Origin of the sequence: Seleniivibrio woodruffii, from assembly GCF_029267515.1 — a bacterium.
GTDB classification, from domain to species: Bacteria; Chrysiogenota; Deferribacteres; order Deferribacterales; family Geovibrionaceae; genus Seleniivibrio; species Seleniivibrio woodruffii_A.
The window spans coordinates 94,621-119,602 of sequence record NZ_JAJUIS010000004.1 but is presented as its reverse complement, the minus strand read 5'-3'; the positions used below and the strand labels follow the sequence as shown (position 1 = coordinate 119,602).

Annotated in this window: 25 protein-coding genes; 17 read left to right on the top strand and 8 right to left on the bottom strand. The window is 47.3% G+C overall.

Annotated features, from left to right (window positions below):
- Positions 1-74 precede the first annotated feature (74 nt).
- The gene (locus Q7P67_RS05860; RefSeq protein WP_303850991.1) at positions 75-2,012 is read right to left on the bottom strand and encodes a M3 family metallopeptidase; all 1,938 of its coding nucleotides are present in this window, start codon (positions 2,010-2,012) and stop codon (positions 75-77) included.
- Positions 2,013-2,069: 57 nt separating this feature from the next.
- Between Q7P67_RS05860 and Q7P67_RS05855 the strand changes: the two genes are divergently transcribed.
- Positions 2,070-2,246, top strand: a complete 177-nt coding sequence (locus Q7P67_RS05855; RefSeq protein ID WP_303850990.1) for a uracil-DNA glycosylase — start codon at positions 2,070-2,072, stop codon at positions 2,244-2,246.
- Here Q7P67_RS05855 and Q7P67_RS05850 read toward each other — a convergent pair.
- From Q7P67_RS05850 to Q7P67_RS05840, 3 genes are all read right to left on the bottom strand, one after another.
- Positions 2,233-2,898 carry a Crp/Fnr family transcriptional regulator gene (locus Q7P67_RS05850; protein ID WP_303850989.1) on the bottom strand — a complete coding sequence of 222 codons (666 nt, stop codon included), beginning with the start codon at positions 2,896-2,898 and terminating at the stop codon, positions 2,233-2,235. The genes Q7P67_RS05855 and Q7P67_RS05850 overlap by 14 nt on opposite strands.
- A 61-nt stretch (positions 2,899-2,959) precedes the next feature.
- Complete coding sequence (ispG, locus tag Q7P67_RS05845; RefSeq protein WP_303850988.1) at positions 2,960-4,018, bottom strand: flavodoxin-dependent (E)-4-hydroxy-3-methylbut-2-enyl-diphosphate synthase; 1,059 nt, start codon at positions 4,016-4,018, stop codon at positions 2,960-2,962.
- A complete protein-coding gene (locus Q7P67_RS05840) occupies positions 4,015-5,442 on the bottom strand; it encodes a phosphomannomutase/phosphoglucomutase (RefSeq protein ID WP_303850987.1) in 1,428 nt (475 codons plus the stop codon). The genes ispG and Q7P67_RS05840 overlap by 4 nt, the downstream gene beginning before the upstream one ends.
- An 86-nt stretch (positions 5,443-5,528) precedes the next feature.
- On the opposite strand from Q7P67_RS05840, the gene Q7P67_RS05835 reads away from it, so the two are divergent.
- Positions 5,529-6,293 (top strand): ATP-binding protein, encoded by a 765-nt coding sequence (locus tag Q7P67_RS05835; protein WP_303851135.1) that lies wholly within the window; start codon positions 5,529-5,531, stop codon positions 6,291-6,293.
- Positions 6,293-7,102: an MBL fold metallo-hydrolase gene (locus Q7P67_RS05830; RefSeq protein WP_303850986.1), complete on the top strand. Its 810-nt coding sequence runs from the start codon at positions 6,293-6,295 to the stop codon at positions 7,100-7,102. Before Q7P67_RS05835 ends, Q7P67_RS05830 begins: the two co-directional genes overlap by 1 nt.
- Positions 7,103-7,273: 171 nt before the next feature.
- On the opposite strand, the gene Q7P67_RS05825 is transcribed toward Q7P67_RS05830, so the two are convergent.
- On the bottom strand, positions 7,274-7,675 hold the full coding sequence (locus tag Q7P67_RS05825) for a hypothetical protein (RefSeq protein ID WP_369696006.1): 402 nt from the start codon (positions 7,673-7,675) through the stop codon (positions 7,274-7,276).
- A gap of 192 nt (positions 7,676-7,867) precedes the next feature.
- Here Q7P67_RS05825 and Q7P67_RS05820 point away from each other — a divergent pair, with 192 nt between their 5' ends.
- On the top strand, positions 7,868-8,290 hold the full coding sequence (locus Q7P67_RS05820) for a MarR family winged helix-turn-helix transcriptional regulator (protein ID WP_303850984.1): 423 nt from the start codon (positions 7,868-7,870) through the stop codon (positions 8,288-8,290).
- Here Q7P67_RS05820 and Q7P67_RS05815 read toward each other — a convergent pair.
- Positions 8,287-9,411: a GGDEF domain-containing protein gene (locus Q7P67_RS05815; RefSeq protein WP_303850983.1), complete on the bottom strand. Its 1,125-nt coding sequence runs from the start codon at positions 9,409-9,411 to the stop codon at positions 8,287-8,289. The genes Q7P67_RS05820 and Q7P67_RS05815 overlap by 4 nt on opposite strands.
- Before the next feature lie 304 nt (positions 9,412-9,715).
- Here Q7P67_RS05815 and Q7P67_RS05810 point away from each other — a divergent pair, with 304 nt between their 5' ends.
- The 9 genes from Q7P67_RS05810 to Q7P67_RS05770 all read left to right on the top strand — a co-directional run bounded on the left by Q7P67_RS05810 (position 9,716) and on the right by Q7P67_RS05770 (position 17,439).
- A complete protein-coding gene (locus Q7P67_RS05810; RefSeq protein ID WP_303850982.1) occupies positions 9,716-10,138 on the top strand; it encodes an ATP synthase F0 subunit B in 423 nt (140 codons plus the stop codon).
- Between the two features lie 18 nt (positions 10,139-10,156).
- Positions 10,157-10,729 carry an ATP synthase F0 subunit B gene (locus Q7P67_RS05805; RefSeq protein WP_303850981.1) on the top strand — a complete coding sequence of 191 codons (573 nt, stop codon included), beginning with the start codon at positions 10,157-10,159 and terminating at the stop codon, positions 10,727-10,729.
- The gene (atpH, locus tag Q7P67_RS05800; RefSeq protein ID WP_303850980.1) at positions 10,726-11,262 is read left to right on the top strand and encodes an ATP synthase F1 subunit delta; all 537 of its coding nucleotides are present in this window, start codon (positions 10,726-10,728) and stop codon (positions 11,260-11,262) included. Before Q7P67_RS05805 ends, atpH begins: the two co-directional genes overlap by 4 nt.
- 21 nt (positions 11,263-11,283) lie before the next feature.
- Positions 11,284-12,792 (top strand): F0F1 ATP synthase subunit alpha, encoded by a 1,509-nt coding sequence (atpA, locus tag Q7P67_RS05795; RefSeq protein ID WP_303850979.1) that lies wholly within the window; start codon positions 11,284-11,286, stop codon positions 12,790-12,792.
- 11 nt (positions 12,793-12,803) lie between these two features.
- The gene (atpG, locus tag Q7P67_RS05790) at positions 12,804-13,667 is read left to right on the top strand and encodes an ATP synthase F1 subunit gamma (RefSeq protein ID WP_303850978.1); all 864 of its coding nucleotides are present in this window, start codon (positions 12,804-12,806) and stop codon (positions 13,665-13,667) included.
- A gap of 31 nt (positions 13,668-13,698) precedes the next feature.
- On the top strand, positions 13,699-15,105 hold the full coding sequence (gene atpD / locus Q7P67_RS05785) for a F0F1 ATP synthase subunit beta (protein ID WP_303850976.1): 1,407 nt from the start codon (positions 13,699-13,701) through the stop codon (positions 15,103-15,105).
- Positions 15,105-15,530: a F0F1 ATP synthase subunit epsilon gene (locus Q7P67_RS05780; RefSeq protein WP_295222277.1), complete on the top strand. Its 426-nt coding sequence runs from the start codon at positions 15,105-15,107 to the stop codon at positions 15,528-15,530. Before atpD ends, Q7P67_RS05780 begins: the two co-directional genes overlap by 1 nt.
- A gap of 251 nt (positions 15,531-15,781) precedes the next feature.
- On the top strand, positions 15,782-16,834 hold the full coding sequence (locus Q7P67_RS05775; protein ID WP_303850975.1) for a glycosyltransferase family 4 protein: 1,053 nt from the start codon (positions 15,782-15,784) through the stop codon (positions 16,832-16,834).
- Positions 16,831-17,439 carry a LysE family translocator gene (locus Q7P67_RS05770; protein WP_303850974.1) on the top strand — a complete coding sequence of 203 codons (609 nt, stop codon included), beginning with the start codon at positions 16,831-16,833 and terminating at the stop codon, positions 17,437-17,439. The genes Q7P67_RS05775 and Q7P67_RS05770 overlap by 4 nt, the downstream gene beginning before the upstream one ends.
- Here the strand turns inward: Q7P67_RS05770 and Q7P67_RS05765 are convergent.
- Positions 17,436-19,709, bottom strand: a complete 2,274-nt coding sequence (locus Q7P67_RS05765) for a methyl-accepting chemotaxis protein (protein ID WP_303850973.1) — start codon at positions 19,707-19,709, stop codon at positions 17,436-17,438. The genes Q7P67_RS05770 and Q7P67_RS05765 overlap by 4 nt on opposite strands.
- A 102-nt stretch (positions 19,710-19,811) precedes the next feature.
- On the opposite strand from Q7P67_RS05765, the gene Q7P67_RS05760 reads away from it, so the two are divergent.
- Both Q7P67_RS05760 and Q7P67_RS05755 read left to right on the top strand, forming a co-directional pair.
- A complete protein-coding gene (locus Q7P67_RS05760) occupies positions 19,812-20,531 on the top strand; it encodes a tRNA1(Val) (adenine(37)-N6)-methyltransferase (protein ID WP_303850972.1) in 720 nt (239 codons plus the stop codon).
- Positions 20,528-21,685, top strand: a complete 1,158-nt coding sequence (locus tag Q7P67_RS05755) for a class I SAM-dependent RNA methyltransferase (protein ID WP_303850971.1) — start codon at positions 20,528-20,530, stop codon at positions 21,683-21,685. The genes Q7P67_RS05760 and Q7P67_RS05755 overlap by 4 nt, the downstream gene beginning before the upstream one ends.
- Here Q7P67_RS05755 and Q7P67_RS05750 read toward each other — a convergent pair.
- Positions 21,682-22,584: a multidrug resistance efflux transporter family protein gene (locus Q7P67_RS05750; protein WP_303850970.1), complete on the bottom strand. Its 903-nt coding sequence runs from the start codon at positions 22,582-22,584 to the stop codon at positions 21,682-21,684. The genes Q7P67_RS05755 and Q7P67_RS05750 overlap by 4 nt on opposite strands.
- A 241-nt stretch (positions 22,585-22,825) precedes the next feature.
- Between Q7P67_RS05750 and Q7P67_RS05745 the strand changes: the two genes are divergently transcribed.
- Together Q7P67_RS05745 and Q7P67_RS05740 are read left to right on the top strand one after the other, a co-directional pair.
- Positions 22,826-24,001 (top strand): branched-chain amino acid ABC transporter substrate-binding protein, encoded by a 1,176-nt coding sequence (locus Q7P67_RS05745; protein ID WP_303850969.1) that lies wholly within the window; start codon positions 22,826-22,828, stop codon positions 23,999-24,001.
- Positions 24,002-24,079: 78 nt separating this feature from the next.
- Positions 24,080-24,982, top strand: coding sequence for a branched-chain amino acid ABC transporter permease (locus Q7P67_RS05740; RefSeq protein WP_303850968.1), 903 nt, complete (start codon positions 24,080-24,082; stop codon positions 24,980-24,982).

The window sequence follows — 24,982 nt, the reverse complement described above, 5'->3', positions numbered from 1 at the left end:
TGCTCCCCGCGAAGACAAATATCCGTCTCTGCGAGGAAGCCGTCAGGCTGACGCGGCAGTCTCATTTATCCGTGCTATTTTATTCCGTTAACCCTCAGCAGACTGTCGTTGTCGGGCTGTCTGCCTGCGAACTGTTCAAAAAGCTCCATCATGTCACAGCTTCCGCCCTTGCTCAGCACCGTTTCCATGAACTTCACGCCTGTTTTGCCGTCGAAAACACCGTTTTCAACAAATATGCTGTATGCGTCGCATGAAAGGCGTTCCGCCCATTTATAGCTGTAATAGCCCGCAGCGTAGCCGCCTGCGAATATGTGGCTGAAACCGTTCTGGAATCTGTTGTATGCCGGAGGCAGAATTATCGACGTTTTTTTCCTGATATCGTCCAGTATCTTCTGCACTTCACCCGCCGTGTATGCGTCCGCATGGATGGTCATATCGAATATGCCGAACTCAAGCTGGCGCAGCATTCCGGAAGCCGCCATAAAGGTGCGCACGCCGTCCAGCCTGTCTATCATTTCATCAGGCAGAACTTCGCCTGTCTTATGATGTTTTGCAAACATTTTAAGCACGTCCCTGTTATATGCGAACAGTTCAAGGAACTGCGAAGGAAACTCTATAACGTCCCATTCAACACCGTTAACACCGCTTACATCCGCCTCGTCAACGTCGGAGAGCAGGTGGTGCAGAGCGTGTCCGGTCTCGTGGAAAAGGGTTACAACGTCGCTGTGGCGCAGCAGGGAAGGGTTGTCCGGTGTTGCAATGGGGAAATTGCCGCATATGAGCGCCGTAGCGGGGACAGTTTCGCCGTTCGCATCTTTGTGGTGTGTCTGCCATTCGTTCATCCATGCACCGTCACGCTTGCCTTTGCGTGCCTCAAGATCGGTGTAGAGCCTCGCGAACAGTTTTCCGCTTCTGTAAATTTCGTAAACCTTTACGGTTTCGTGCCAGACTGGTGCCTCAACCTGTACGAAAGTGATGCCGAACATCTTTTCAACAAAGGAGAAAAGCCCGTTAACCACGGAATCCTGCTCGAAATAGGGGCGGTATTCCTGTTCGTCGTATCCGCACTTGACCCGGCGCAGCTTTTCTGAATAGTATCCAGTGTCATAGCTTGCAATGTCGGGGAGATTTGCCAGCTTTTTCAGCTCTTCCATCTCCTCTTTTCCCTGATGATATGATTTTTCCGCAAGGTCAGTGAGGAAGTTGAGCACTTCTTCGGGGCTTTTTGCGTTTTTGCGTTCCAGTGACAGGTCTGAAAATCTCCTGAATCCGAGAATTTCAGCCATTTCTTTACGGAGTTTCAGAGTTTTTTCTATTATTTCAGCGTTCTGCGGTGCTCGGGTGCAGAATGCTCTGTACAGTTTTTCGCGTATTTCACGGTTGGGTCCGTATGCCATGTATGCCATGTAGCTGGGCAGTTTCAGGGTAAAGCTCCATCCTTTTTCACATTCCGCAGCTTTCAGGTCGGTTTCCGGTATCCCTTCAACGTCCTTTCTGTCTTCGATGATAAGCTCGAAAGAGTCTGAATCTTTCAGTATATTCTGGAAAAAATCGGTGGAAAGCTGTGTAAGCTCAAGGTTGATCTCCATAAGCCTCGCCTTCTGTCCGTCGGGCAGGTGTACGCCTGAAAGTCTGAACCCTTTCAGCATCTTTTCCAGCACCTTCACCTGCGCAGGTGTCAGCACTGCTTTTTCGGCTTCGTATACTGCCAGCACAGCTTCATAAATATCGGTGCGCTGCCCCATCTCGGTGCCGTATTTGGTTATTTCCGGCATACAGTGGTTGTATACGTCCTGAGTTTCCTCGGTATTGTTCACATAGTTTACATGAGAAACGGGGGTTATGAACTCGTTTATGCGCATATCCGCTTCCATCATAGGGCGGATAAAATTCGTATAATTTTTTGAAGGAATTTTCAGAAGTTCGTCTATCTGCCGTCTGTTGCCGTTTAATATATCGTCCATTTCGGTTTTTGCGGTTTTAAGCTGTTCGGGTCTGTAGTTTATGAACATATTTCTCCCCTTGATTTGATAATCGCTTTAGAATACATATAATATCGGGAGGCAGGATTGGAAAGGATAAACTGCCGCAAATGCGTACATTTTTATGTGACATGGGACAAAAAGTTCCCCTACGGGTGCAGGGCTATGGGATTCAAAACGCAGACCATGCCGTCTTTGAGAGTATTCCAGACGTCCGGTATGGACTGTCTGCAGTTTGTTGAAAAGAAATTCAGTAAAGAATGACCGGTTCCTTAACCTGCATACTGTCGTCTTTTACCTTTATGGCGCCTTCGAGCGAGAGTATTTTAAGGCATTTTGTTACAGATTCCCTTGAAGCTCCTATCATGTTCGAAAGCTCCTGATGGGTGTACTTTCTGATGGTGAAGTATCCGTTCACAGGTGTCTGTTCATCCTTTACGCTGTCCAGAAGGAACTTCATGATGCGCTCCTTAACGTTCAGAAACGCGAGGGATTCTATCAGTTCGTCAGCTTTTCTGAGGCGTTCGGTGAGTGTTTCCAGCAGATAGAGCGTTACGTTGAAATCCTTTTGCAGAAGTTCGTTGAGAGCTTTGCGCGGAACGAGGACTATCTCGGAAAGTTCGTCCGCAATGAGCGTTCCGGTGCGCCCGAGACCGTCTATCATGCTCATTTCGCCGACTATTCCGCAGGGGAATATCACCGAAAGGATTATTTCGTCGCCGTTTCCGTCAACAAGAACAACGCGGAAACTGCCCGATATAACGACGTACAGGTCGGTACCTACGTCGCCCTTGTGGAACACCACTTCATCTTTGGCGAATTTTTTTATTTTACAGAAACTTGCAAGTCTCTCAAGATCATTTCTTTCCGTAGTTTCAAATATTGCCGCTTTCGCAAGCTGTTCAGCAAGATTCACACAGTCCTCCGGTTAAAGATAGCATATTGTAAACCATGTTTAGTTATAAATCAAAATAAGGCTAATTTACACCATCTTTTTTTATTATATCGAACAATTCGCGTACAAGTTCAGTTTCGTTAACCTTTTTTATTGCTTCGCCTTTTTTAAAAATGATACCGAGCCCTCGTCCGCCTGCGATTCCATAGTCCGCGTGTTTCGCCTCGCCGGGTCCGTTTACGGGGCATCCCATAACGGCTATGCTGATGGTATCGTTGAGTTTTGAAGCGAGTTCCTCAACCTCTTTTGCCAGTGCCTCAAGCTGTATTTCCGTGCGTCCGCAGGTTGGGCACGAGATTATCTCCGGTCCGCGGCGGCGGATCTCAAGCGCGTTAAGAAGCTGCCATGCGACGCGCACTTCCTGTTCGGGGTCTCCTGTGAGAGATACCCGCAGGGTGTCGCCGATTCCGTTCAGAAGCAGAGCACCTATGCCGGCTGAGGATTTCACTGTTCCAGCGAAGAAGGTTCCGGCTTCCGTAACGCCTATGTGCAGGGGATAATCCGACTGTTCCGAGAAGAGCTTATACGCCTGATAGGTCAGAGGGACGCTGCTTGCTTTCAGGCTTATCTTCATGTCGTAAAATCCCATGTCCTCTATGAGCTTTATGTTTCTGAACGCCGATTTAACCAGCGCCTCAGGGGTTATTCCGTGTTCTTTCAGTATATCCTTTTCCAGCGATCCGGCGTTGACACCCACCCTTATGGCGGAACCGTTCGCCTTTGCTGCGTCCACAACGGCGCGCACCTTTTCTGCGGAGCCTATGTTTCCGGGGTTTATGCGTATTGCATCCGCCCCGTGCTCCATGGAGGCTATTGCTAGTCTGTGGTCGAAGTGTATGTCCGCTATTATGGGTATCTGCACGGCATCCCGTATGGAGCGGAAAGCCTTTGCCGCCTCTTCATCAACGACGGCGCAGCGAACAATTTCGCAGCCGGCGGTTTCCAGTCTTTTTATCTGTGCTATGGTGGCTTCGGTGTCCCTTGTGTCGGTGTTTGTCATGGACTGAACCGATATGGGCGCGCCGCCGCCAACAGCCACGCTGCCTATATGTATCTGTCTGGTGTTTCTTCTGTTTATCATTTCAGTTTTTCCAGTTCGGAAGTAATTATCAGTTTTATCTTTTCGAGCTCTGCCGCGTTAACCGCCTCGTAGCGTGTAACAAGCAGAGGTTCCGTGTTGCTCGCCCGCACCAGTGCCCAGCCCTTTTCAAACTGTATCCTGATGCCGTCTATATCGGTTATTTTTTTAACGCAATGGGTTCCGTTTTCCATATAACGTGCGAACACGCCGGAAAGTTTCACTATCAGATCAAATTTTTTGTCGTCGGGGTAGGGTTCCCTTATTTCAGGCGTGTTCACATATTCCGGGATTGCCGCCGTCATATCCGCAGATTCATTGAATTTTCCGCTTAAAAGTCCGTTCACATATGCCCGCAGAAGCCTGAGCGAAGCGTATATTCCGTCGTCGAAGCCGAAATAGCCGTCGGCGAAGAAGAAGTGCGAACTCATCTCCCCGCCTATTACAGCGCCCACCTCTTTCATCTTCATCTTTATCATGGAATGACCCGATTTGTACATAACAGGTTCCATCCCTCTGGCGGCGATGAACTCATACAGCCCCTGACCCGCTTTAACGTCGCCAACTACTTTGCCGCCGCGGTGTTCATCCGCTATGTCGTCGGCGAAGATGCAGAGCAGTTCGTCGCCCCATATCATCCCACCCTTATTGTTCAGTGCGCCCAGCCTGTCCGCGTCGCCGTCATAGCTTATGCAGAGATCCGCCTGCTTTTTCAGCAGCAGAGCCTTTGCCTCCGCCAGATTCTTTTCCACGGTGGGGTCGGGATGGTGTCCGGGGAAGCTGCCGTCTTCAACGCAGTAAAGCGGAAGAACCTCTACGCCCAGATATTCGAAAAGCTGCGGTGCAATGGTCGCCGCCGTGCCGCTTCCGCAGTCTATGACGACCCTGATATCTTTTGAAAACCGCGCAACGTCCTCTTTCAGTCCGTTGAACGTGGTTTGCATGTATTTGATGTATGCTGTTTTAATATCGAACTCTGTGACAGTTCCCTGTTTTTCGGGCGCAGGAAATCTGCCTGCCGCGATATCTTCGTAGATGCGCATTATTTTTTCGGAGTGGTAAACGGTATTTTTCGTACCCACTTTCAGCCCGTTAAACTGCGGCGGATTGTGGCTGCCTGTGACCATGATATAGCCATCCGCAGAGGTGCAGTACATGGAATAATATGTAAGCGGTGACGGGCACACACCCAGAAGCTGAACGTCGGCACCGCCTTTCACCAGCCCGCGGCACACCGCTTCCGCCAGTGCGACTGACGAAAAACGTACGTCTCTGCCAAGTGAAATGAGCGGGTGATTTTTACCCGTCTCCCGTCTCACGTGTTCTGCAAAGACGCAGGCGGCGCTCTCAGCAACGCTGTCCGTTAATTTTTCGCCGTAAACGCCCCGTATATCGTAGCTTCTGAAAATTTCTTTAATCTGTAACATTATTGACCTGCGGAAAATCTTTGTGGTATAATCTACACATGAAAAAAATAGCATGTTTTATTAATGATAGCAACCTCTTGGAAAGAGTGAAGGAATTTTGCGGGCTTGAAAGGTTTCAGGATGAGGTTATCTCCGGACCGGAAGAGTTCGTCTATGACGTTGCGACAGTACTTTATATCACAGACGATTCCCACGCTCTTGCTCCGGAAGGTGTCAGAGATATAAAAGTATGCTATGTCGGAACTGAGAATCCAAAGGTCTCAGGCGTTATGTTTCTTCCTTTGGATTTTAAAATGATACATATGCGCTTGCTGGTTGACGCCGTTATCCACAACGGCTGTTTTGAACCGAGCATCGCCTCTGTTATTCCTGAGTTTCTGCACCAGTCGTTCAGGGTTAAAAACGATATCTTCAATGTTGAGCGAATCGTTTATGCTCTCACAAAGGATTTTGTATATTTCCTTAATTTCCAGTCACTTGAGAAGGTGCGTGTCGGGCTTGCGGAGATGCTTACAAACGCCATAGAACACGGCAACCTCGGTATCACGGGCGAAGAGAAGATGCACGCCACGGAAAACGGCACCTATTACGACCTGGTAAGCTCCCGTATGAGCGACTGCACTTATATGTCCAGACACGCCACGTTCACCTATTATGTTGACGCGGAAGGGCTTAAAATGAGTCTTGAGGACGAGGGCGACGGATTCGACGTTCTCAGCCTGCCGGATCCCACGGATCCGGAAAGCCTCCTTAAACTCCACGGACGCGGCATCCTTATCACAAGAATGTATTTCGACGAAGTAAAATATAACGACAAAGGAAACCTCGTTTCCCTGTCTAAGAGGTTCTGATGCTTTATCTGCTGGGCACCAGAGGCACACTGCCGGTTTCAGGACAGAAATTTGTTAAATACGGCGGAAACACTACCTGTCTCATGGCACCTGTTGACGATAAAACCTGTATCATATTCGACGGCGGTACAGGCATAATGAACCTCAACAAATACGACAACTTTGAGGAATTTCATATCTTTCTGTCCCATCTCCACTGGGATCATATTGTCGGCGTACCCATATTTCAGGCTTTTTATAACCCCAAAAAGAAAATAAACATCTATCTGGAAAACAAGGAGACCCTGCACTCAACAGATATTCTCGACGTGCTTTTCAATCCTCCTTTTTTTCCTGTTCCAAAATCCAAGCTGCGGGCTGAGATAAAGCTGAACCTCATCGAAGGCGGAGACCAGTTCAGATTCGGCGACATACAGATACATTCTGCCGAAGGCAACCATCCCGACGGCGTGCTTATGTTTAAAATAGTTTTTCCCATGAAGAGCATACTCTATACATCCGACTTTGAGCACGGAACGCCTGTTGACGATTTCCTTATAGAATTCGCATATGGGTGCGACTATATGATATATGATACAACTTACTATCCTGAAGAATATATGGGCGGTAACGGGCTTATGAGCAAAATAGGCTGGGGGCACTCGACGTATATTCAGGGAATTGAGTTTGCGAAAAAAGCCAAAGTGAAAAATCTGGTCATGGCACACCATAACCCCGATTACGACGATATTATGCTTGATGAAATGCAGATACTTGCAAGAAGGTTATTTCCAAATACAGTAGTAGCATACGACGGCATGATCCTGTAATATTGCCTTTTATAACACTTCGCATTTCTTCGTTGTCCTCAGAAAAATCTGCCTCACATACTCTTAATGTATGCTCGTTGATTTTTCATCGTCCGCCTTGAACTGCTCGGTTCTAAAAAGCAATTAAGTGTAACATTCTGTCTCTATTCTTTTAAGTTTCTATTTTTTTCCTCATTTCTTTTTCCATGGCTTAAATACCGAAACATAAATAGTGAATATTATTATTCCGTTCTGAATCGAACCGAATATCAGATTCATTTTCTGGTTATAGAGATATGCAGTGTCTGTAAGTGCGGCGATGCCCAGTTTGCCTGAGATAAGCATCATATTTTTTTCCCATACTCCAAGATAAAAGGTTCCGAAAAGGATTGCCGTGATAGTAACAACCCATTTAAAAGTCAGCCAGCGGTGCTTAAAGAATCCCCAATTGGTAAATATGGAATAGATAAAACCTGTTATCAGACAGCCGATAGCTCCGAAAATAACGACTATATATGTATCAATGAAATGGATACTGCTGTTAATACCGTAAAGCTCGCCGCCGTCACTCACCCCCTGTTTCAGAAAGTACATCAAACATAAAGTAAAGCCACCAGCCGCCCAGCATGCTGCGGTAAAAATATGTATTGTTTTTAATATCTTCTGTCCGTTTGTGCTTAGTTTCATGGCAAAACCTCCGGTTTATATTGACAATATGCTGTCATAATGACATTGTATTGTCAATAATAAAGTTGAGGTGAAGTTATGCAGCATTCGGAAGCCGGGTTGAAATATACAGATCTTATACTGGCGGTGTTCAGGCTGAACGGACAGCTTATTCTTGAAGGTGACAGACTTGCGAAAGAAGATGGGCTGACCAGCGCAAAATGGCACGTTATGGGTGCATTGATATATTTCGGCGAACAGAATATTACAGTTTCGCGAATTGCATCCAGAATGGGATTGAGAAGGCAGGGTGTTCAGAGGATTGTCAACGAGTTATACGAAAACGGTCTGGTTATTTTTGAGGATAATCCTTATCACAAAAAAGCCAAACAGATAGTGCCGACAGATGAGGGAATGAAAAGATTTAACTCCGTCATGGAGAAGCAGATTCCATGGGCAAACGAACATGGTGGAGGCTTGAATGCGGACGAGCTTGAAACCACGCTTAAAGTCGTAAGGATGATCTCCGCAAGACTGCCTTAACTGCTTACTATCCTGTTTCGTCCTGACTGTTTTGCTGTATAAAGCCTTTCGTCGGCGAGTTTAATTGCTGCCTCGGCTGTGTCGTCCTGTTTGAACTGTGCAACGCCGAAGCTGGCTGTTACGTTGAAAGAGCAGTCTTTCAGGCTGAAATTGGTGGCTTCCAGCTTTTTCCGTATCATTTCGGAGACATGCACGGCGTTTCTGACATCGGCGTTCACCAGCATGATCATAAACTCCTCGCCGCCGTAGCGGAAAGCGAAATCTGTTTTTCTTATGTTCTCTTTAATGAGCTGAGCCATGTGCTTGAGTACCTGATCGCCAACCTGATGCCCGTATGTGTCGTTGACTGACTTGAATTTATCTATATCCGCCATTACGACACTGAAAGGAGTCCCCATCCTTTTGAAACGGTCAATTTCCTCTGCCAGTTTGATATCCATATATTTGCGGTTATAAAGCCCTGTCATGTGATCCTGAATGGATTCGTTCTTATATCTGTTGAGATCCGTCTGGAGCTGGTTAACCTGTTTCTTGTACTGCTCAAGCTCGTTGTTTACATTTGAATATTCTGAGGCAATGGTGCCGAGATGGTCTCTTTTTGTTGTTGTCTTCTGGTCGAAAGTGTTCACGAATGAGGAGAATGAATCGAGCATTTTTGATTTAAGATATTCGATTGAGTCTTCACTTTTGAGGATTCTGTGCATATCCTGAGCTTCGTTCAGCAGTTTTTTATCCATGGCGAGATCTTTTTCCACAAATTCTATGTTGTGTCCGAGACTGCTCGTCAGGTCAGCCTGAAGGTTAACGAATTTTGAAAAAACGTCGTCGATGAAGGCGCTGAACTTGTGCTGTCGTTTTTCCAGCGAAAGAAGATGGTCGGAAAGCGTCCGCAGGAGGGCGTCCATAGCCTCGTCGTGGGATTTTTTCGGGTCGAAAACCATGTCCTCAACACTTTTAAGTCCCTGATCCGGAACAAACCCGCGCAGAGGGGTTACGTATTTTAAAACATCGGATTTATCCCCGCCGGACATGACTGTCTGAACGAGATTTCTAAATTCCATATTTTCTGAAAGGTAATTCGATATGGTTGAAGACGACACCTTCGATTTTTCGACTGCCATCTTTTTTAGAACAGTCGTAATAATTTGCCCGAGCTGCACAGCAGCGTATGCCGATTTATCCGCCATTTCCCCGCCCTTAATTTAAATTTACAGTATTATTTGATAAAATTTAAAGTGATGCAACTACAAAATTATGTAATTTTGAACCATGCGTTTCCGTTGTTTCTCTGCTTGATTTTTCATACGTAAAAGGGCAAAGTATCTGTTGACTTATACTGCAAGTTTTGATAAAAAATCTCTGACTTGTACACTGTATACAGAATACCGTTTTATAAATTCTGACCTACCGGAGGGGATTGCGTCCATGCTTTACATCGATTACACTCTTGCCATCCAAATTGTTCAGTTTCTGGTGATTATCTTCATCGGAAAGAAAATGATTCTCGATCCTGTCATGGGAACCGTGAACTCCCGCGATTCCAAAATCGAAGGTATGAAGAAAGAGGCAGAAGACCTTAAAGCAAAAGTTGAGCAGTACAAAGCCGACTATTCCGAGAAAATGGCTCAGATGCGTGTCGAGCTTGCCGACTACCACAAAAAGATAAAAGACGACGCTTCTAAAGAAGCTGCGGCAAAAGTTGCCGCCGTTAAAGCGGACGTTGACGCTAAGATACTCTCTGCCCGTTCCGAAATCCATGCAGAAGCCGCAAAAGCAAAAGCTGAGATGGACTCCATGGTAAAAGAGATATCAGACCTTATCGCAGACAGAATAATGCTTTCCGCATAATACCTTTAGGGGGATATAGTGAAAAAGGTTCTTACAGCACTATCGATTGGACTTGTGTCCTTTGCGGCCTTTGCCTCCGAACACGGCGGCGAACATGCACCGGACATGCACGCTCTCTGGAAAAACTTCGGTTTCAGAGCTCTTGTGTTCGTCCTTCTTGTTGTTATCCTTGTTAAACTCGCTAAAAAACCTCTTCTTGACTTCCTCGACAAGAGAACAGCCGACATCGAAAAAGCCATTAAAGATGCTCAGGATGCCGCTGCAACCGCCAAAACGGAGCTTGCCGAATATGAGATCAAGATGAAAGGTTTTGAAAAAGATCTTGAAACGATGAAAGAGAACTCTCTGAAAGCAGCAGAAGCAGAAAAAGTAATGATTCTGGAAGATGCTGCAAAACAGGCGGATAAACTGAAAGCCTTTGCAGAAAATCTCATCGATTCAGAGCTTAAAAGAGCCAAGGTTCAGCTCAAGAAAGACGCCGTAATGGCTGCCATCGCAGCAGCAGAGGCGAAGATCGGAAAAGAGCTTGACGCCGACAAACAGAAAAAGATTCTTGAGGACTACATCAGGAAAATCGAGGTGGCAGGGTGAAAGAAAATATAGTTGCCGCACGCTACGCCGAAGCTCTTTTTCAGGAGGCGCAGGCTGAAAAGAAACTGGATCAGGTCATTGCACAGCTCACAGGTGTGACAGCGGCTTATGACCAGTCAGATGATTTCAAAACGCTTATTAAAAGCCCGCTCATCTCAAAAGGTGAAAAACAGGCTGTTATCGACGTCCTGAAATCAAAAGGCATAATCGACGAGTTCCTTTACAAATTTCTTCAGCTTCTTGTGAGCAAAAACAGACTTAGCCTGCTTGAGCTTATTTCCGCTGAGGTTAAGGCTATGGACAGAAAAGCGAAAGGAGAGGCAGAGGCAGTTGTTACCGTTGCAGCAGCAATGGACGACGCTTCGAAAGCCACTCTTAAAGCTGTTCTGGACAAAATTACCGGTAAAAAAGTTACCCTTTCCGAAAAAGTTGACCCCTCCATTCTGGGCGGCGTTGTCGCACAGGTGGACAGCAGTCTTTATGACGCTAGCGTCAGAGGACAGCTTAATAAGATTAAAGAACAGCTGGTATAAATAATTTAAGGAGATTGGCTAATGCAGATCAAAGCCGAAGAGATAAGCCAGATCATTCGTGATCAGATTAAGAACTTCGACCAGAAAGTTGAGATGCAGGAAGTCGGTACCATCATCACTGCCGGTGACGGTATCGCTAAAGTATATGGTCTCGACAATGCTATGGCGGGAGAGCTTATTGAGCTTCCCGGCGGAGTTTACGGCGTTGTGTTCAACCTTGAGCAGGACAACGTCGGTCTCGTTATTATGGGTGAATATGCCCACATCCGTGAAGGAGACACCGTTAAAAGAACAGGCAGAATTGCTTCTGTTCCCGTTGGCGAAGCTCTCATAGGACGTGTGGTTAACGCCCTTGGACAGCCTATCGACGGCAAAGGCGCCATCGATACGAAAGAATTTGACGTTATCGAGAAAATCGCTCCCGGTATCATCAAAAGAAAACCCGTACACGAACCCGTTCAGACAGGTATAAAAGCTATCGATGCTATGATCCCGATCGGCCGCGGCCAGAGAGAGCTTATCATCGGCGACCGTCAGACAGGTAAAACTGCCATCGCTATCGACACCATCATCAACCAGAAAGGTCAGAACATGATCTGCGTTTATGTGGCTGTCGGTCAGAAAAGATCAACTGTTGCAAGAGTTGTGGATACTCTGGAGAAACACGGAGCAATGGAATACACTATCGTGGTTTCAGCTTCCGCTTCAGATCCCGCATCAATGCAGTATATCGCTCCCCTCGCTGGAACAACAATGGGCGAATACTTCCGCGACAGAGGCAAACACGCTCTGGTTATCTATGATGACCTTTCAAAACAGGCTACAGCATACAGACAGATGGCACTGCTTCTCAGACGCCCCCCCGGTCGTGAAGCGTTCCCCGGCGACGTTTTCTACCTTCACTCACGTCTGCTTGAAAGAGCGGCAAAACTTTCCGATGCTGAAGGCGCAGGTTCACTTACAGCCCTTCCCATCATCGAAACACAGGCGAGTGACGTTTCCGCATATATCCCCACAAACGTTATCTCCATTACCGATGGTCAGATATTCCTTGAGACAGACCTTTTCTACTCAGGTATCCGTCCCGCGGTTAACGTTGGTATCTCCGTTTCAAGGGTTGGCGGTTCCGCACAGATAAAAGCAATGAAACAGGTTGCAGGACGTCTGAGACTTGACCTCGCACAGTTCCGTGAACTTGCGGCGTTCGCTCAGTTCGGTTCCGACCTTGACGCAGCAACGCAGGCGCAGCTTAACAGAGGTGCCAAACTGGTTGAGATCCTTAAACAGGGTCAGTACAAACCTTTCAACGTTGCAGAGCAGATCGCGATTATCTTTGCCGGTGTTAACGGTCTCCTTGATGATGTTGCTACCTCATCACTTGCTAAATTTGAGGCTGAGTATCTCTCATACCTGAAAAGCAGCAAGCCCGAAATTCTTGAGGAAATCAACACTAAGAAGGCTCTCTCCGACGAACTTACAGCTAAAATGAAAGCTGCTGTTGCGGAGTTCAAAAAAGTCTTCACAGCATAAGGAGCTGTTAAATGCCGGGTGTAATGGACATAAAACGGAAAATTAAATCCGTTAAGAACACGCAGAAGATCACAAAGGCTATGAAAATGGTCTCCGCCGCCCGTATGAGAAAGGCGGAAGAGGCTATGACAAATGCCAGAGCTTATGCGAATAAGATTTATGAGCTTGTCGGCGGTATAGCCGGCAGAGTGGAGGCCGACAGCCATCCTCTTCTGGTTGCCAGAAAAGATGTTAAGAACGTTTGCCTCGCCATTATAACCAGCGACAAGGGTCTTTGTGGTGCGTTCAACTCAAACGTGGTAAAAAAGACGCTTGCGTTTGCAAGGGAAAACCAGGACAAGAACATCAAACTCATCTGCATCGGAAAGAAAGCATTTGATTTCCTCGGCAAGAAAGAGTTTGAGGTACTTGAAAAATATGTCTCCTTCGGCGGGAAGATAACTTACGACGAAGCGAACGAAATCGGCGACAAACTGGTTGCTTACTTTTTGAGCGAGGACGTGGACGAAGTTCATATCGTACACAACGAGTTCAAATCTACCGCATATCAGGTTGCGAAGGTTACAAAGGTTCTCCCCCTCGTTCTGGAAAAGCAGGAGGAAACTGCGGATACGACAGATTATATCTACGAACCGCAGGCCGAAGCTCTTCTGAAAGAGATAATGCCCAGATACATCAACTTCACCGTATTCTTCTCAATACTTGAGTCGATTGCGGGCGAACACGGCTCAAGGATGGTTGCGATGGACAACGCCGCAAGAAACGCAGGCGAAGTTATCACAAAACTGACGCTCACCTTCAACAAGGCTCGTCAGTCCGCAATCACCAACGAGATTCTGGACATTGTGAACGGTGCTGAAGCACTCAACGGATAACAGAAAATTACAATAAACTGGAGATCAGGAAATGGCTGAAAACAAAGGCAAAATTGTTCAGGTTATCGGCCCTGTAGTGGACGTTAAGTTCGAAACAGGCCATCTTCCCGAAATCTACAACGCCCTTGAAATCCAGGGTGACGGCCGCACAATTATTTGTGAGGTTGAGCAGCACCTTGGAGAGAACATCGTACGTTCAGTTGCGATGACCTCTACAGACGGCCTTGTCAGAGGATCGGATGCCATCGACACGGGTAAGCCCATATCAGCTCCCGTAGGCGACAAAGTTCTTAGACGTATCATCAACGTTACAGGTGACCCTGTTGACGAACAAGGTCCTATCGAGTGCAAAGAGCGCTGGCCTATCCACAGACCCGCTCCTCTGCTTGAGGATCAGGATACAGGATATCAGATTCTTGAAACTGGTATCAAAGTTATCGACCTTCTCGAACCCTACACAAAAGGCGGTAAAACCGGTCTTTTCGGCGGTGCGGGAGTTGGTAAAACGGTTATCATCATGGAACTTATCAACAACATTGCGAAACAGCACGGTGGTTACTCCGTTTTCGCGGGTGTTGGTGAGCGTACCAGAGAGGGTAACGACCTTTACCTTGAAATGTCCGAATCGGGCGTTCTGGATAAAGTTGCCCTGGTGTATGGTCAGATGAACGAGCCCCCCGGCGCGCGTATGAGAGTTGCGCTTACAGGTCTTACCATTGCGGAATACTTCCGTGATGTTGAAGGTCAGGACGTGCTTCTGTTCGTTGACAACATCTTCCGTTTCTCTCAGGCAGGTTCCGAGGTTTCGGCTCTGCTTGGTCGTATGCCCTCTGCGGTTGGTTACCAGCCTACACTGGGTACAGAGATGGGTGAGCTTCAGGAAAGGATTACATCTACATCAAAAGGTTCTATTACTTCCGTACAGGCTGTATACGTTCCTGCGGATGACCTTACTGACCCCGCTCCCGCTACGACATTTGCGCACCTTGACGCGACAACAGTTCTTTCACGTCAGATCGCAGAACTTGGTATCTACCCTGCGGTTGACCCGCTGGATTCAACATCCCGTATTCTTGACCCGAACATCGTTGGTCAGGAACACTATGATATTGCCCGCGGTGTTCAGGCAGTTCTTCAGAGATATAAAGAACTTCAGGACATCATCGCCATCCTTGGTATGGAAGAGCTTTCTGAAGTTGACAAACAGACCGTTGCAAGAGCTAGAAAGATCCAGAGATTCCTTTCTCAGCCCTTCCACGTTGCAGAGCAGTTCACAGGTACACCCGGTAAGTATGTGCCTCTGAAAGAAACTGTTAAGGCTTTCAAAGCTCTGCTCGCAGGCGAAGTTGACCACCTGCCCGAACAGGCATTCTATATGGTCGGCGGACTTGACGAGGTTTATGCAGCGGCTGAAAAACTTAAAGCAGGCAGCAAATAATGGCAGAGACTGTAAGGCTTGAACTTGTTACTCCGGTGAGACAAATTCTCTCCGAGGATGTAGACGAAGTGATAGCACCCGGCGTAGAGGGCGACCTTGGTGTTTTGCCCGACCACGCACCTCTCCTTACTGCTTTGAGAGTTGGCGAGCTTGCCTACAGAATTAAAGGCAAACTCGAATACGTTGCGATAGTCGGCGGCGGATTCCTTGAAGTGAACAACAACAGGGTTATCGTGCTTGCAGACGATGCCGAACTCGGTCACGAAATTGACCTTGAAGAGGCTGTTCAGCGAAAACTTAAAGCGGAAGCAGCTCTTGAGCGCGAGCGTAAAGCTGACGAGAAAACGTTCAAAGCTGTGGAGATTGAGCTTATGAAAGAGCTCATCAGAGTGCAGATCGCTGAGAAGTATAAGGGAGCCAAATAGGACTTCTTTAACAACTAAATCGAAGGGCAGCTTAACGGCTGCCCTTTTTGTTTTAGCTTTTAGCGCTTATATGCGGCGCATAACTTCGTTCTTCGTTCAGAAATTCTCCTCATGTACTTCAATGTACACTGCGGGAATTTCCTCACAAACGTCTTGTTCTGCTTGCATCTAAATGCTAAATTTAATGCTGGTATCGTCTCTGCGAGGAGCGGCATCGACAAGGCAGTCTAATCTTATTATGAGTGTGATTCATGAATATCTGTTTCATCAACTTCAACAAACACTGGGGCGGAGTGAAAACATGGACGATTGATTACGGCAGCCAGCTTGTAAGGCGCGGACATAATGTCGTTGCCGTCGTGCGCCCGAATACTCCCTTCGTTCAGAAATGTATCGACGCAGGTTTTGAGACATTCGTCATGCGCCCTGGTATGAAATATAACCCTGTGACCATTCTGAAAATCGTTTCCATACTTAAAAGCCGCAGGATTGATGCCGCAGTGGTGAATATTTCCAAGGACGTAAACATTGGCGCTGTTGCCTGTAAGCTGGCAGGCGTACCCGTATACCACCGTGTCGGTTTGCCGCAGGACTATAAAAACACCGCAGAAGAGCGGTTCCTGCATAAGCTCCTCAAAGGAATAATAGTTCCGAGTCAGGGACTTAAAGATGATATATCAAAACTGCCGTGGATTCGTAAAGGCATAATAAGCGTTCTTTACAACAGCAAAGACAGGGCGAAATTTCCGTCTAAGATGCCCACAGAATCGGTAGATATAACAATCGGAGTCTCAAGTCAGCTTTCAGTTACAAAAGGGCATATCTATCTGCTGGATGCGGCGCGCAGACTTGCCGACGACGGCGTAAGGTTTAAGCTGAGGATAGCCGGAACAGGCGGACACGAGGCACAGCTTAAAGAATACGTCGGTATTCAGGAGCTTCACGATTACGTTGAGTTTTGCGGGTTCCAGACGGATGTTCCCGCTTTTTTGAAGAGTCTGGACGTATTCGCGCTACCCAGCCTTGAGGAGAATTTCCCGAACACACTCCTTGAGGCGATGTTCACTGGGCTGCCCTGTGTGGCTTTCAATGCAGGAGCTGTGAAGGAGCTTACGGGGGATGCCTGCATCGTACTTGACAAAAGGGATACGGACGGGCTTTATGAATCCGTGAGGCTCTTTGCCGAACACCCCGATATGAGAAAAAAATACGGACAGGCAGCAAGGAAGAGGTGTCTCGACCTGTTTGACATAGAAAAGAATACTGAAAAACTTGAGCGTATTCTAAGCGGAGAAGTGATATGACCGTACAGATGTCCATAGCTTTTGTTCTGGCAATGTCTTTGTTTGTGGCAAGCCCCGGACCCGGTGTGCTTGGTGTTGTGGCGGAGAGTATGCGTAACGGGCTGAGAAGCTCTGCATATTTCATCCTCGGCATGATAGCGGGTGATATGGTCTATCTGGTATTCGCCATATTCGGACTTGCCGCCGTTGCGTCGGTGATGGGCGAAGCGTTCATGTATATTCGTGTAGCGGGCGGTATTTACCTGCTGTATCTGGGTATCAGACTTCTGCTTTCAAAAGAGGAAAAGAGGGCAAAAGCAGATCTTCCGACAGGAAAAGGACGCTTTCTCGGCGGTTTTTTCATAACGATAACAAACCCTAAAGTCGTAATATTCTACTGCGGTTTCCTGCCGAACTTCATGGATCTGACGAAACTGTCCTTTTCGGACGCGCTGATAACCGCTGTTCTGGTGTCATTCGTGATAAGTTGTGTGATGGGTTCATATGCCTATGCGGCGCATAAAACCGGCAGATTTCTGAGCGGAAAGAGCGGACGGAAACTGAACCGTGCCGCGGGAGCAGCTCTCATCGGCACGGGTTCGTTTCTTATATTCAAAAGACCTTAAACTTTGAATTTATTGACTATCTCATAAAGATTGCCAGCCTCGTTCTCCTGTTCCGCGATGGTTGAGGAGACGTTTGAAAGGGCGGCGTTGCTCTCTTCTATGCTGGAGGAGATGCTCTGAACGTCGCTGTTTACAGAATCAATGGTTGTCATCTGTTCCGAAACAGAGTTGTTTATGAATGTGTTAGCCTCTTTTATGTCTATAACCGAGCCGACTATGGTGTCAAAGACGGATCTTGTCTGTTCCATCATATGAACACCCTCGTTCACGGATTCTTCGGCTGAGTCCATGTTTCTTGTAGCGGATTTTGTTTCAGACTGGAACTCTGTGATAATGGAGTATATCTCGCCTGTGGCGGACTGTGTGCGTTCTGCCAGTTTGCGCACTTCATCGGCTACAACAGCGAACCCTCGTCCGGCTTCTCCGGCTCTTGCGGCTTCGATGGCGGCGTTGAGTGCCAGCAGGTTTGTCTGGTCTGCAATGTCGTTTATCACGTTTACAATATCGGCTATTTTTGCCGACGATTCGGAGAGGTTGTGTACAGTTTCTCCCAGTTCGGTCGTTTTTTGTTTGATATCGCCTATCTTGCTGACGGTCTTATCTATCATGCCCTTACCGCTGTTGGTTATATCTGCGGCCTTTTCTGCCTTTTCCATTGCGGACTGGCAGTTGTTCATTATTTCCGCTGTGGTGGTATTCAGTTCCTCCATTGCGGAAGCGACTGATGATATGCTGTGCGCCTGCTCCGCGAAGGTACTGCTGAGTTCTTCTGTTGTGGATGCGAGGTCTGTTGTGCCTTTGGAAACAGTTGAGGAAGATCCCTGCACGTCGCGTACGATGTTGCCCACGTTCTCAATGAATTTATTGAAATAGCCTGAAAGATCGCCTATTTCGTCGTTCGCGGTTATGGGGATGCGCTGTGTGAGGTCGCCGTCTCCTGTTGCTATGTCCTTTGTCACTCTGGTGAGTCCTCTTATTTTATCGACGACGAGTTTCTTGATTGAAAACAGAGCTGCGGCTGTGAATGCTGCTATGAGCACCAGCGCGGTGATGATTATCATATTCCTGAGTTTGTATGCTCCGGCAAGGGCTTCGTCCCTGTCCATCTTAACGATCAGTCCCATGTCTGTTCCGAAGAATTTCACTGGGAGATATGATGCCATTACCATGCTGCCTGAAGCGGATTTAGCCGTCACGGAACCTGTCTCGCCGTTAACTGCTTTTTTGCCGTAATCGGTTTCAACTTTCATAACAGCGACTGTGGTTCCTGCTGTTTTAACTTCAGGAAAATCCATTGTATCGGTGAATCTGCTGTCGCTGCGCATGTATCCGTCTTTGCCTATGAGGTATGCTTCGCCTGTTTTTCCAAGTCCCGCCTCTTCATACGCGCCGTTGAAGTTAGTTATGTTGGTTATGACTGCCGGGTTGAGCTGGAATACTATGTAACCCAGTTTTTCGCCGTCAACCCGTACAGTGGTACCAACGAATGCGGCGGGTTCGTTCCAGCTTGGTATATAGGGTGCGAAATCGGAATAGTATACTTTGTCCCCGTCTTCATTTTCCATAGAGGCAAACAGTTTGCCGAGACCTGAATCTTTAATGTACCCTTCTTTAAGGTTAAGACCGAGGTCCATATCTTTGCTGACGGAGTAAAGGACGTTTCCGTCGTTATCTATCAGATAGATGTCTTTCAGATGCAGCTTTTCCATGATGCTTCTGAACTGGTGGTGATACTGTGAATGGGTTGTGCAGTATGAGCAGATGTGTTTTGCTCTGTCCAGCTTCATCCTGTTGTTTACGTCGTTGGGGTTTTCGTATATAAATATCTGCTGAACAAGTTTTCCGCTGTACGATTGCGGGAGATAGGCGGATGCGGACTGCTTCTGCTGAGAGTTTACAACGCTGAAGTTTATAGAGCCAAGGTAGTCCTTGTCGTACATAGAGGTGAGCATGGAATCAAGCTGCTGTTCGTCAGTTTTTAGAAAATCCGGCAGTTTTGCGAAACCGTCGGTGAAATCCTCAACAGCGACAAGCGTTCCCTCCTGTGAGGCGATAACCTGCAAAGAGGCCGTTACGTTCGATGAGAATTCTTCTATTGCCAGTTTCTGTGAACGGCTTATGGAGTCGAGTTTCTGTGTAGTTGCCTCGGTAAGGCTGTTTATGCTGCTTCTTACGGAAACCAGAGTAACTATAAGACCAAGCAGTACAAATCCTGTAAGGGTGATAAGAGACAGCTTTAAACTGATTGATATGCGCTTTTCTTTTTTCATGTGTCAGACCCGTTTCATATATTCAGAAATCATGATATGTAAACTTCGAGATTATGTAACTACACAGAAATAATGTCAATAATAATATAAAACAGGAATTGCATGTTTGAAAATACAGTAGACCCGATAATAAAAGGCGATATTCAGATATTCCAGCCAAAGAACGGCTTCCGTTTCGGAGTGGATTCCGTATATCTTGCTTGGTTTAGTCAAATATCTGTGAATAAAAGAATTATAGATATCGGTTCCGGCAGCGGGGTTATCAGCGCGCTGCTTGCGAAACTGAAAAACGTTAAGAGCATAGATGCGCTTGAAATGCAGCCGATTATGTTTAACTGTTTGCAAAGAACAGTGGATGTATGTCAAATTCAAAACAACGTTAAATTATTGAATCTTGATATAAGGTCATACAGACCGGATTTTCAGTATGACGGAGCTGTCTGCAACCCGCCGTACCGCGACCCTTCGTCAGGCAGGGTTCCTGAGGATGAAACTGAGCTGAACGCACGGTTTACCACCACAATGACCGCTGACGACATCTTTTCTTTCTGCCGCAGTTTTCTCAAGTTCGGTGCTCCGCTGTTTCTAAGCTACGATGCGGACATGATGCCCGTACTTTTTGAATCGGCGCATAAGTACAATTTCGAGGCGAAAAGGCTTATGCCTGTCTGCCCCGATGTAAATATCAAACCAAAAGTGATTCTTATGGAGTTCCGCAAGGGGGCAAAACGGGAGCTGTCGTTCGAGTCTCCGCTTTACCAGAAGATAAACGGCGAACCGTCGCCTCTGCACAATAAAATTTTTTCAGGAGAATGGATTTGAAGTACGAAACTTATATAAAAGATACTGCTTACGGCGGCTATGGCGTCGGAACCATGCCCGACGGACGTGTTGTGTTCATTCCGCATACCGTTGAGGGTGACACGGTTAGCTACTTCGTTACAGAGGATAAGAAAAACTTCACATACGGAGCCATGACAGAGCTTGTCAGACCTTCGGAAAAGCGCGGCGAAAGCTACTGTCCTCACCTCGGTATATGCGGCGGCTGTACTTTCGGTCATATCGCAACTGAGCATCAGACTGAAATAAAAAAGAATTTCGTGCTGGGACAGTTCAAAAGGGCTGGTATCTCTCGCCCTGAACCTGAGATTTATTCCGCTGATTTCAGAGGGTTCCGCAATCGCGCAACTTTTCGTATAAGAAACGGCAGGATAGGTTTTTATAAATTCAAATCCAACGATTTTCTCGCTGTAGACGATTGTCCCGTAATCAAAAAGAGCATCGTTGAAAAGGCGAAGGCGCTTGCGTCCACCACGGGCGGCAGCCACGTGCTTTACATTACGGAGAATGAGGCGGAACAAGCGCTTGGCAGTACAGATGCGCCGTTTAAGGGGCTGTGCGGTTTTGCCGGACTTGAAACGGCGGATGGTGTCCACGGCGTTAAAACAGTTCCGTTTGAGACAAAATACGGCGTTTTTCACGCAGGATTCGGCACTTTTTTGCAGGGAAACAGGTACCTTTCCGGTCATTTGCAGGATTTCGTATATGAAAACGCAGAAGGCGCAAATGGGCTGGAACTGTACTGCGGTGCAGGATTTCTGACTCTGGCGCTGGCAAAGAAGTGCAAAAAGGTGACAGCCTCTGAGATTTCAAAGCAGTCCATAGCCCTTGCAAAGCGCACTGATCTTGAGAACGTAAACTGGCTGGCTGTGTCCAGCGAAAGTCTTATGTCAAGGCTGAACGAGCGCTATGACATTATAACTGTTGACCCGCCGCGAACCGGACTTGATAAGAAGGTCACCGATTTCATAAAGACAAGCGGCGCGAAGAGGGTTGTCTACATTTCATGCAGCCCCGACACGCTGGCGCGTGATATTAAAAGGCTTTCGGAACGCTACAGTGTCACAAAGCTGGCGGTTGCCGACATGTTCCCCGGTTCATACCATGTGGAGACCTGCTGCCTGCTTGAGCTTTAATGCCTTATGACGGATACGGCGCTATTGAGGGCTATTCCGCCGATTATAAGCAGTATTCCGGCGAATCCGGCGGCATCGGGCATCGGCTCGCCGAGAAAGAGTACACCGCCTGTGAGCGCGAAGACCACCTCCAGCGCCTGTGTCGATTCCACGGCGGCGAGCCATTTTATATCAGTTTTGACCATATCTGTTGCCTTAAAGAACAGTAGAGTTGCTATCACTCCGGAAAAGAGCGCAACAAGAAACGCCTGAAAAGCCTGATTGGCTGAGGGTGCGCCTGAATCTGAAAAACCGTATGCAGCAAGCCCCAGCCAGAAGGGCGCACTGCACAGCGTCATTCCGTAAACCCTTTCAAGGGTTGATATATTTTCAGTGCATATCTGCATCATCTTTCTGTTGCCAAGAGGATAGGCGACTGCGCCGATGAGTATGGGGAGAAGGGTATGTGCTGCTGATGCGGCTGATATTTCCGAATCTCTGAACTGAAGCATAAAAACGCCTGCGAGTATCACCGCCGAAACTGAAAGGTTCCGTATGGAAATCCGCGTTTGAAACAACGGGGCAAGCAGAACCCCTGCAGTGATGGTTATCTGCCACGAAGCGGCTATCAGCCATGCGTTCCCGTGGTCGCCCGCATATGTTACGGGAGCATAGAACAGCCCGAACCCGACTGTGCTCCATAGAAACCATTCTTTCGGATTTCCGGCTATAGCGGAGTGTATCCCGCCGAGTCCGCACCGGATCCTGACCGTTACGGCGAGTAAGGGCAGGGTGAAAAGGTAGCGCAGGCTGGCACTCCAAACCCAGTTTCCGCCGGAAAGATACATGCTTTTGTTCAGAATAAAGGTGAATGCGAAGAAAAACGCTCCCGCTGCACCCAGAAAAACTGCTTTTTTCATGTTTAAATTAAGTAAGATCCTCCGATATGAATTTGATAAGCTACAGCAGTTTCTTATGCAAATCAACAGCAGAAACAGTCAGTTGTCTGTGCAGTTTCCCTGAATTTTGTTCAATATGCTTGAAAAATTATGTCGATATTTATCAATAGCTTAATATGCTGTATACATAGTTCTTGACTGTCAAATTAAGTTTCTTTACAATTTCCTTTTACGCTTGAAGAGATACCATAGGAGGAAAAATATGAAGAAACTGCTTCTGTTTGCCGTTCTTGCGGCAATGTTTGTTTTTGCAGGATGCAGCCAGAAACCGAAAGAAGAGGCTAAACCTGCCGAAGCTCCCGCAGCCGAAGCCGCAGCACCCGCTGCAACAGGTGATGTTATTAAAATTGGCGTCGCAGGCGCACATTCCGGCGACCTTGCGTCCTACGGTCTTCCCTCCGTTAAAGCTGCCGAGTTCGTTGTTAAAAGCATCAACGACAAAGGCGGTCTGCTGGGTAAAAAAGTTGAACTTGTTGTTGTTGACGACGTTTGCAAACCCGAAGTGGCTGTAAGCTCCGCCAACAAACTTGTTTCCGAGCACGTTGTAGCCGTTCTCGGTCACATATGTTCCGGCGCTACAAAAGCGGCTATGGGAACTTACCTTGCGGCTAAGATACCCGTTATGTCCCCCTCCGCAACAAGCCCCGAACTTACAAAATCCGGCGAATATCCTAACTTCTTCAGAACAATCGCCCCCGACGACTCTCAGGCAAGACTTGAGATTGACTATATCACAAATGTTCTGAAACTTAAAAAAATAGCTATTATCCACGACAAAGGCGACTATGGCAAAGGTCTTGCAGAATTTGCAAAAGGCTTTGCAGAAGCTGACAAAAAACTTGAAATAGTTCTTTACGAAGGTATCACACCCGGTGCAGTTGACTATTCCGCTATCGTTCAGAAGATCAAACAGTCCGGCGCTGAAGCTGTTCTTTACGGCGGATATCACCCCGAAGCGGCTAAGATAGTTACTCTGCTGGCTAAAAAGAAAATGAACGTTAAGTTCGTTTCCGACGACGGTGTTAAAGACGACACTTTCATCAAAGTTGCAGGTCAGTATGCTGAAGGCGTTTATGCGACAGGTCCCAAAGACGTGTCTAAAAACCCTCTTGCAATCGAAGCCACCAAAAAACATAAAGACGCATACGGCGAAGATCCCGGCGCGTTTTATCTGAACGCTTACACTGCAATGCTCGCAATCACAAACGCTATAGAGAAAGCAGGTTCAACCGACTACGATAAACTCACCAACGCTCTCAGAACTGAAGATGTCGAAACACCCATCGGCAAAATCAAATTCGATGAGAAAGGCGATGCTATCGGCGCCGAGTTCTCTGTTTATCAGGTTAAGAACGGCGTTTACGTAGAAGTACAGTAACAATTCAACAGATATTGGCGGGGAACGGCTGGTTCCCCGCTTTTTATTCCGGCTTGAGAAAACCAAAAAGAGGTTATCATGGATTATTTCCTTGAACTGTTCCTCGGCGGACTGACGAGGGGCAGCATATACGCTCTTATCGCACTCGGATACACCATGGTTTACGGAATCGTCCAGCTTATCAACTTCGCTCACGGCGAAATATATATGATAGGTGCATTCACGGCACTGATAATAGCCAGTGTTCTGACAATTCTGGGACTTAACTCCATCGCGATATTAGTAATAGCAACTGCGGCGGCGATAGTATATTCTTCCGCATACGGATACACAGTCGAAAAAATTGCTTATAAACCGCTGAGAAACGCTCCGAGGCTTTCGCCCCTTATCAGCGCAATCGGTATGTCCATTTTTCTTCAGAACTATGTGCTTCTCGCGCAGACATCCGATTTCCTTCCTTTCCCCAGATTAATACCTGAGTTCGCTTTCATGGAACCTGTTTCACATATTTTCAGTTCTGCCGAACTGGTCATCGTTTCCACAACAATGATAGTTATGGTGCTGCTGACGCTGTTCATCAAGTTTACCAACATCGGCAAAGCTATGCGCGCAACAGCACAGGACAAGACGATGGCTCTGCTCATCGGTATCGACGTTGACAGGGTTATCTCCGTAACATTTATAATCGGTTCTTCTCTGGCAGCGCTTGGCGGCGTTCTCATCGCAAACCACATCGGACAGATCAACTTTTACATCGGCTTCATCGCCGGTATCAAGGCTTTCACCGCAGCGGTTCTGGGCGGCATCGGTTCAATTCCCGGCGCTGTGCTCGGCGCTCTCATTCTTGGATGGACGGAGAGCTTTGCAACGGGTTACGTCTCAAGCGACTATGAGGACGTTTTCGCGTTCGCACTTCTTGTGCTTATACTTATTTTCCGCCCTGCCGGACTTCTCGGCAAGGCTGAAACCAAAAAGGTGTAG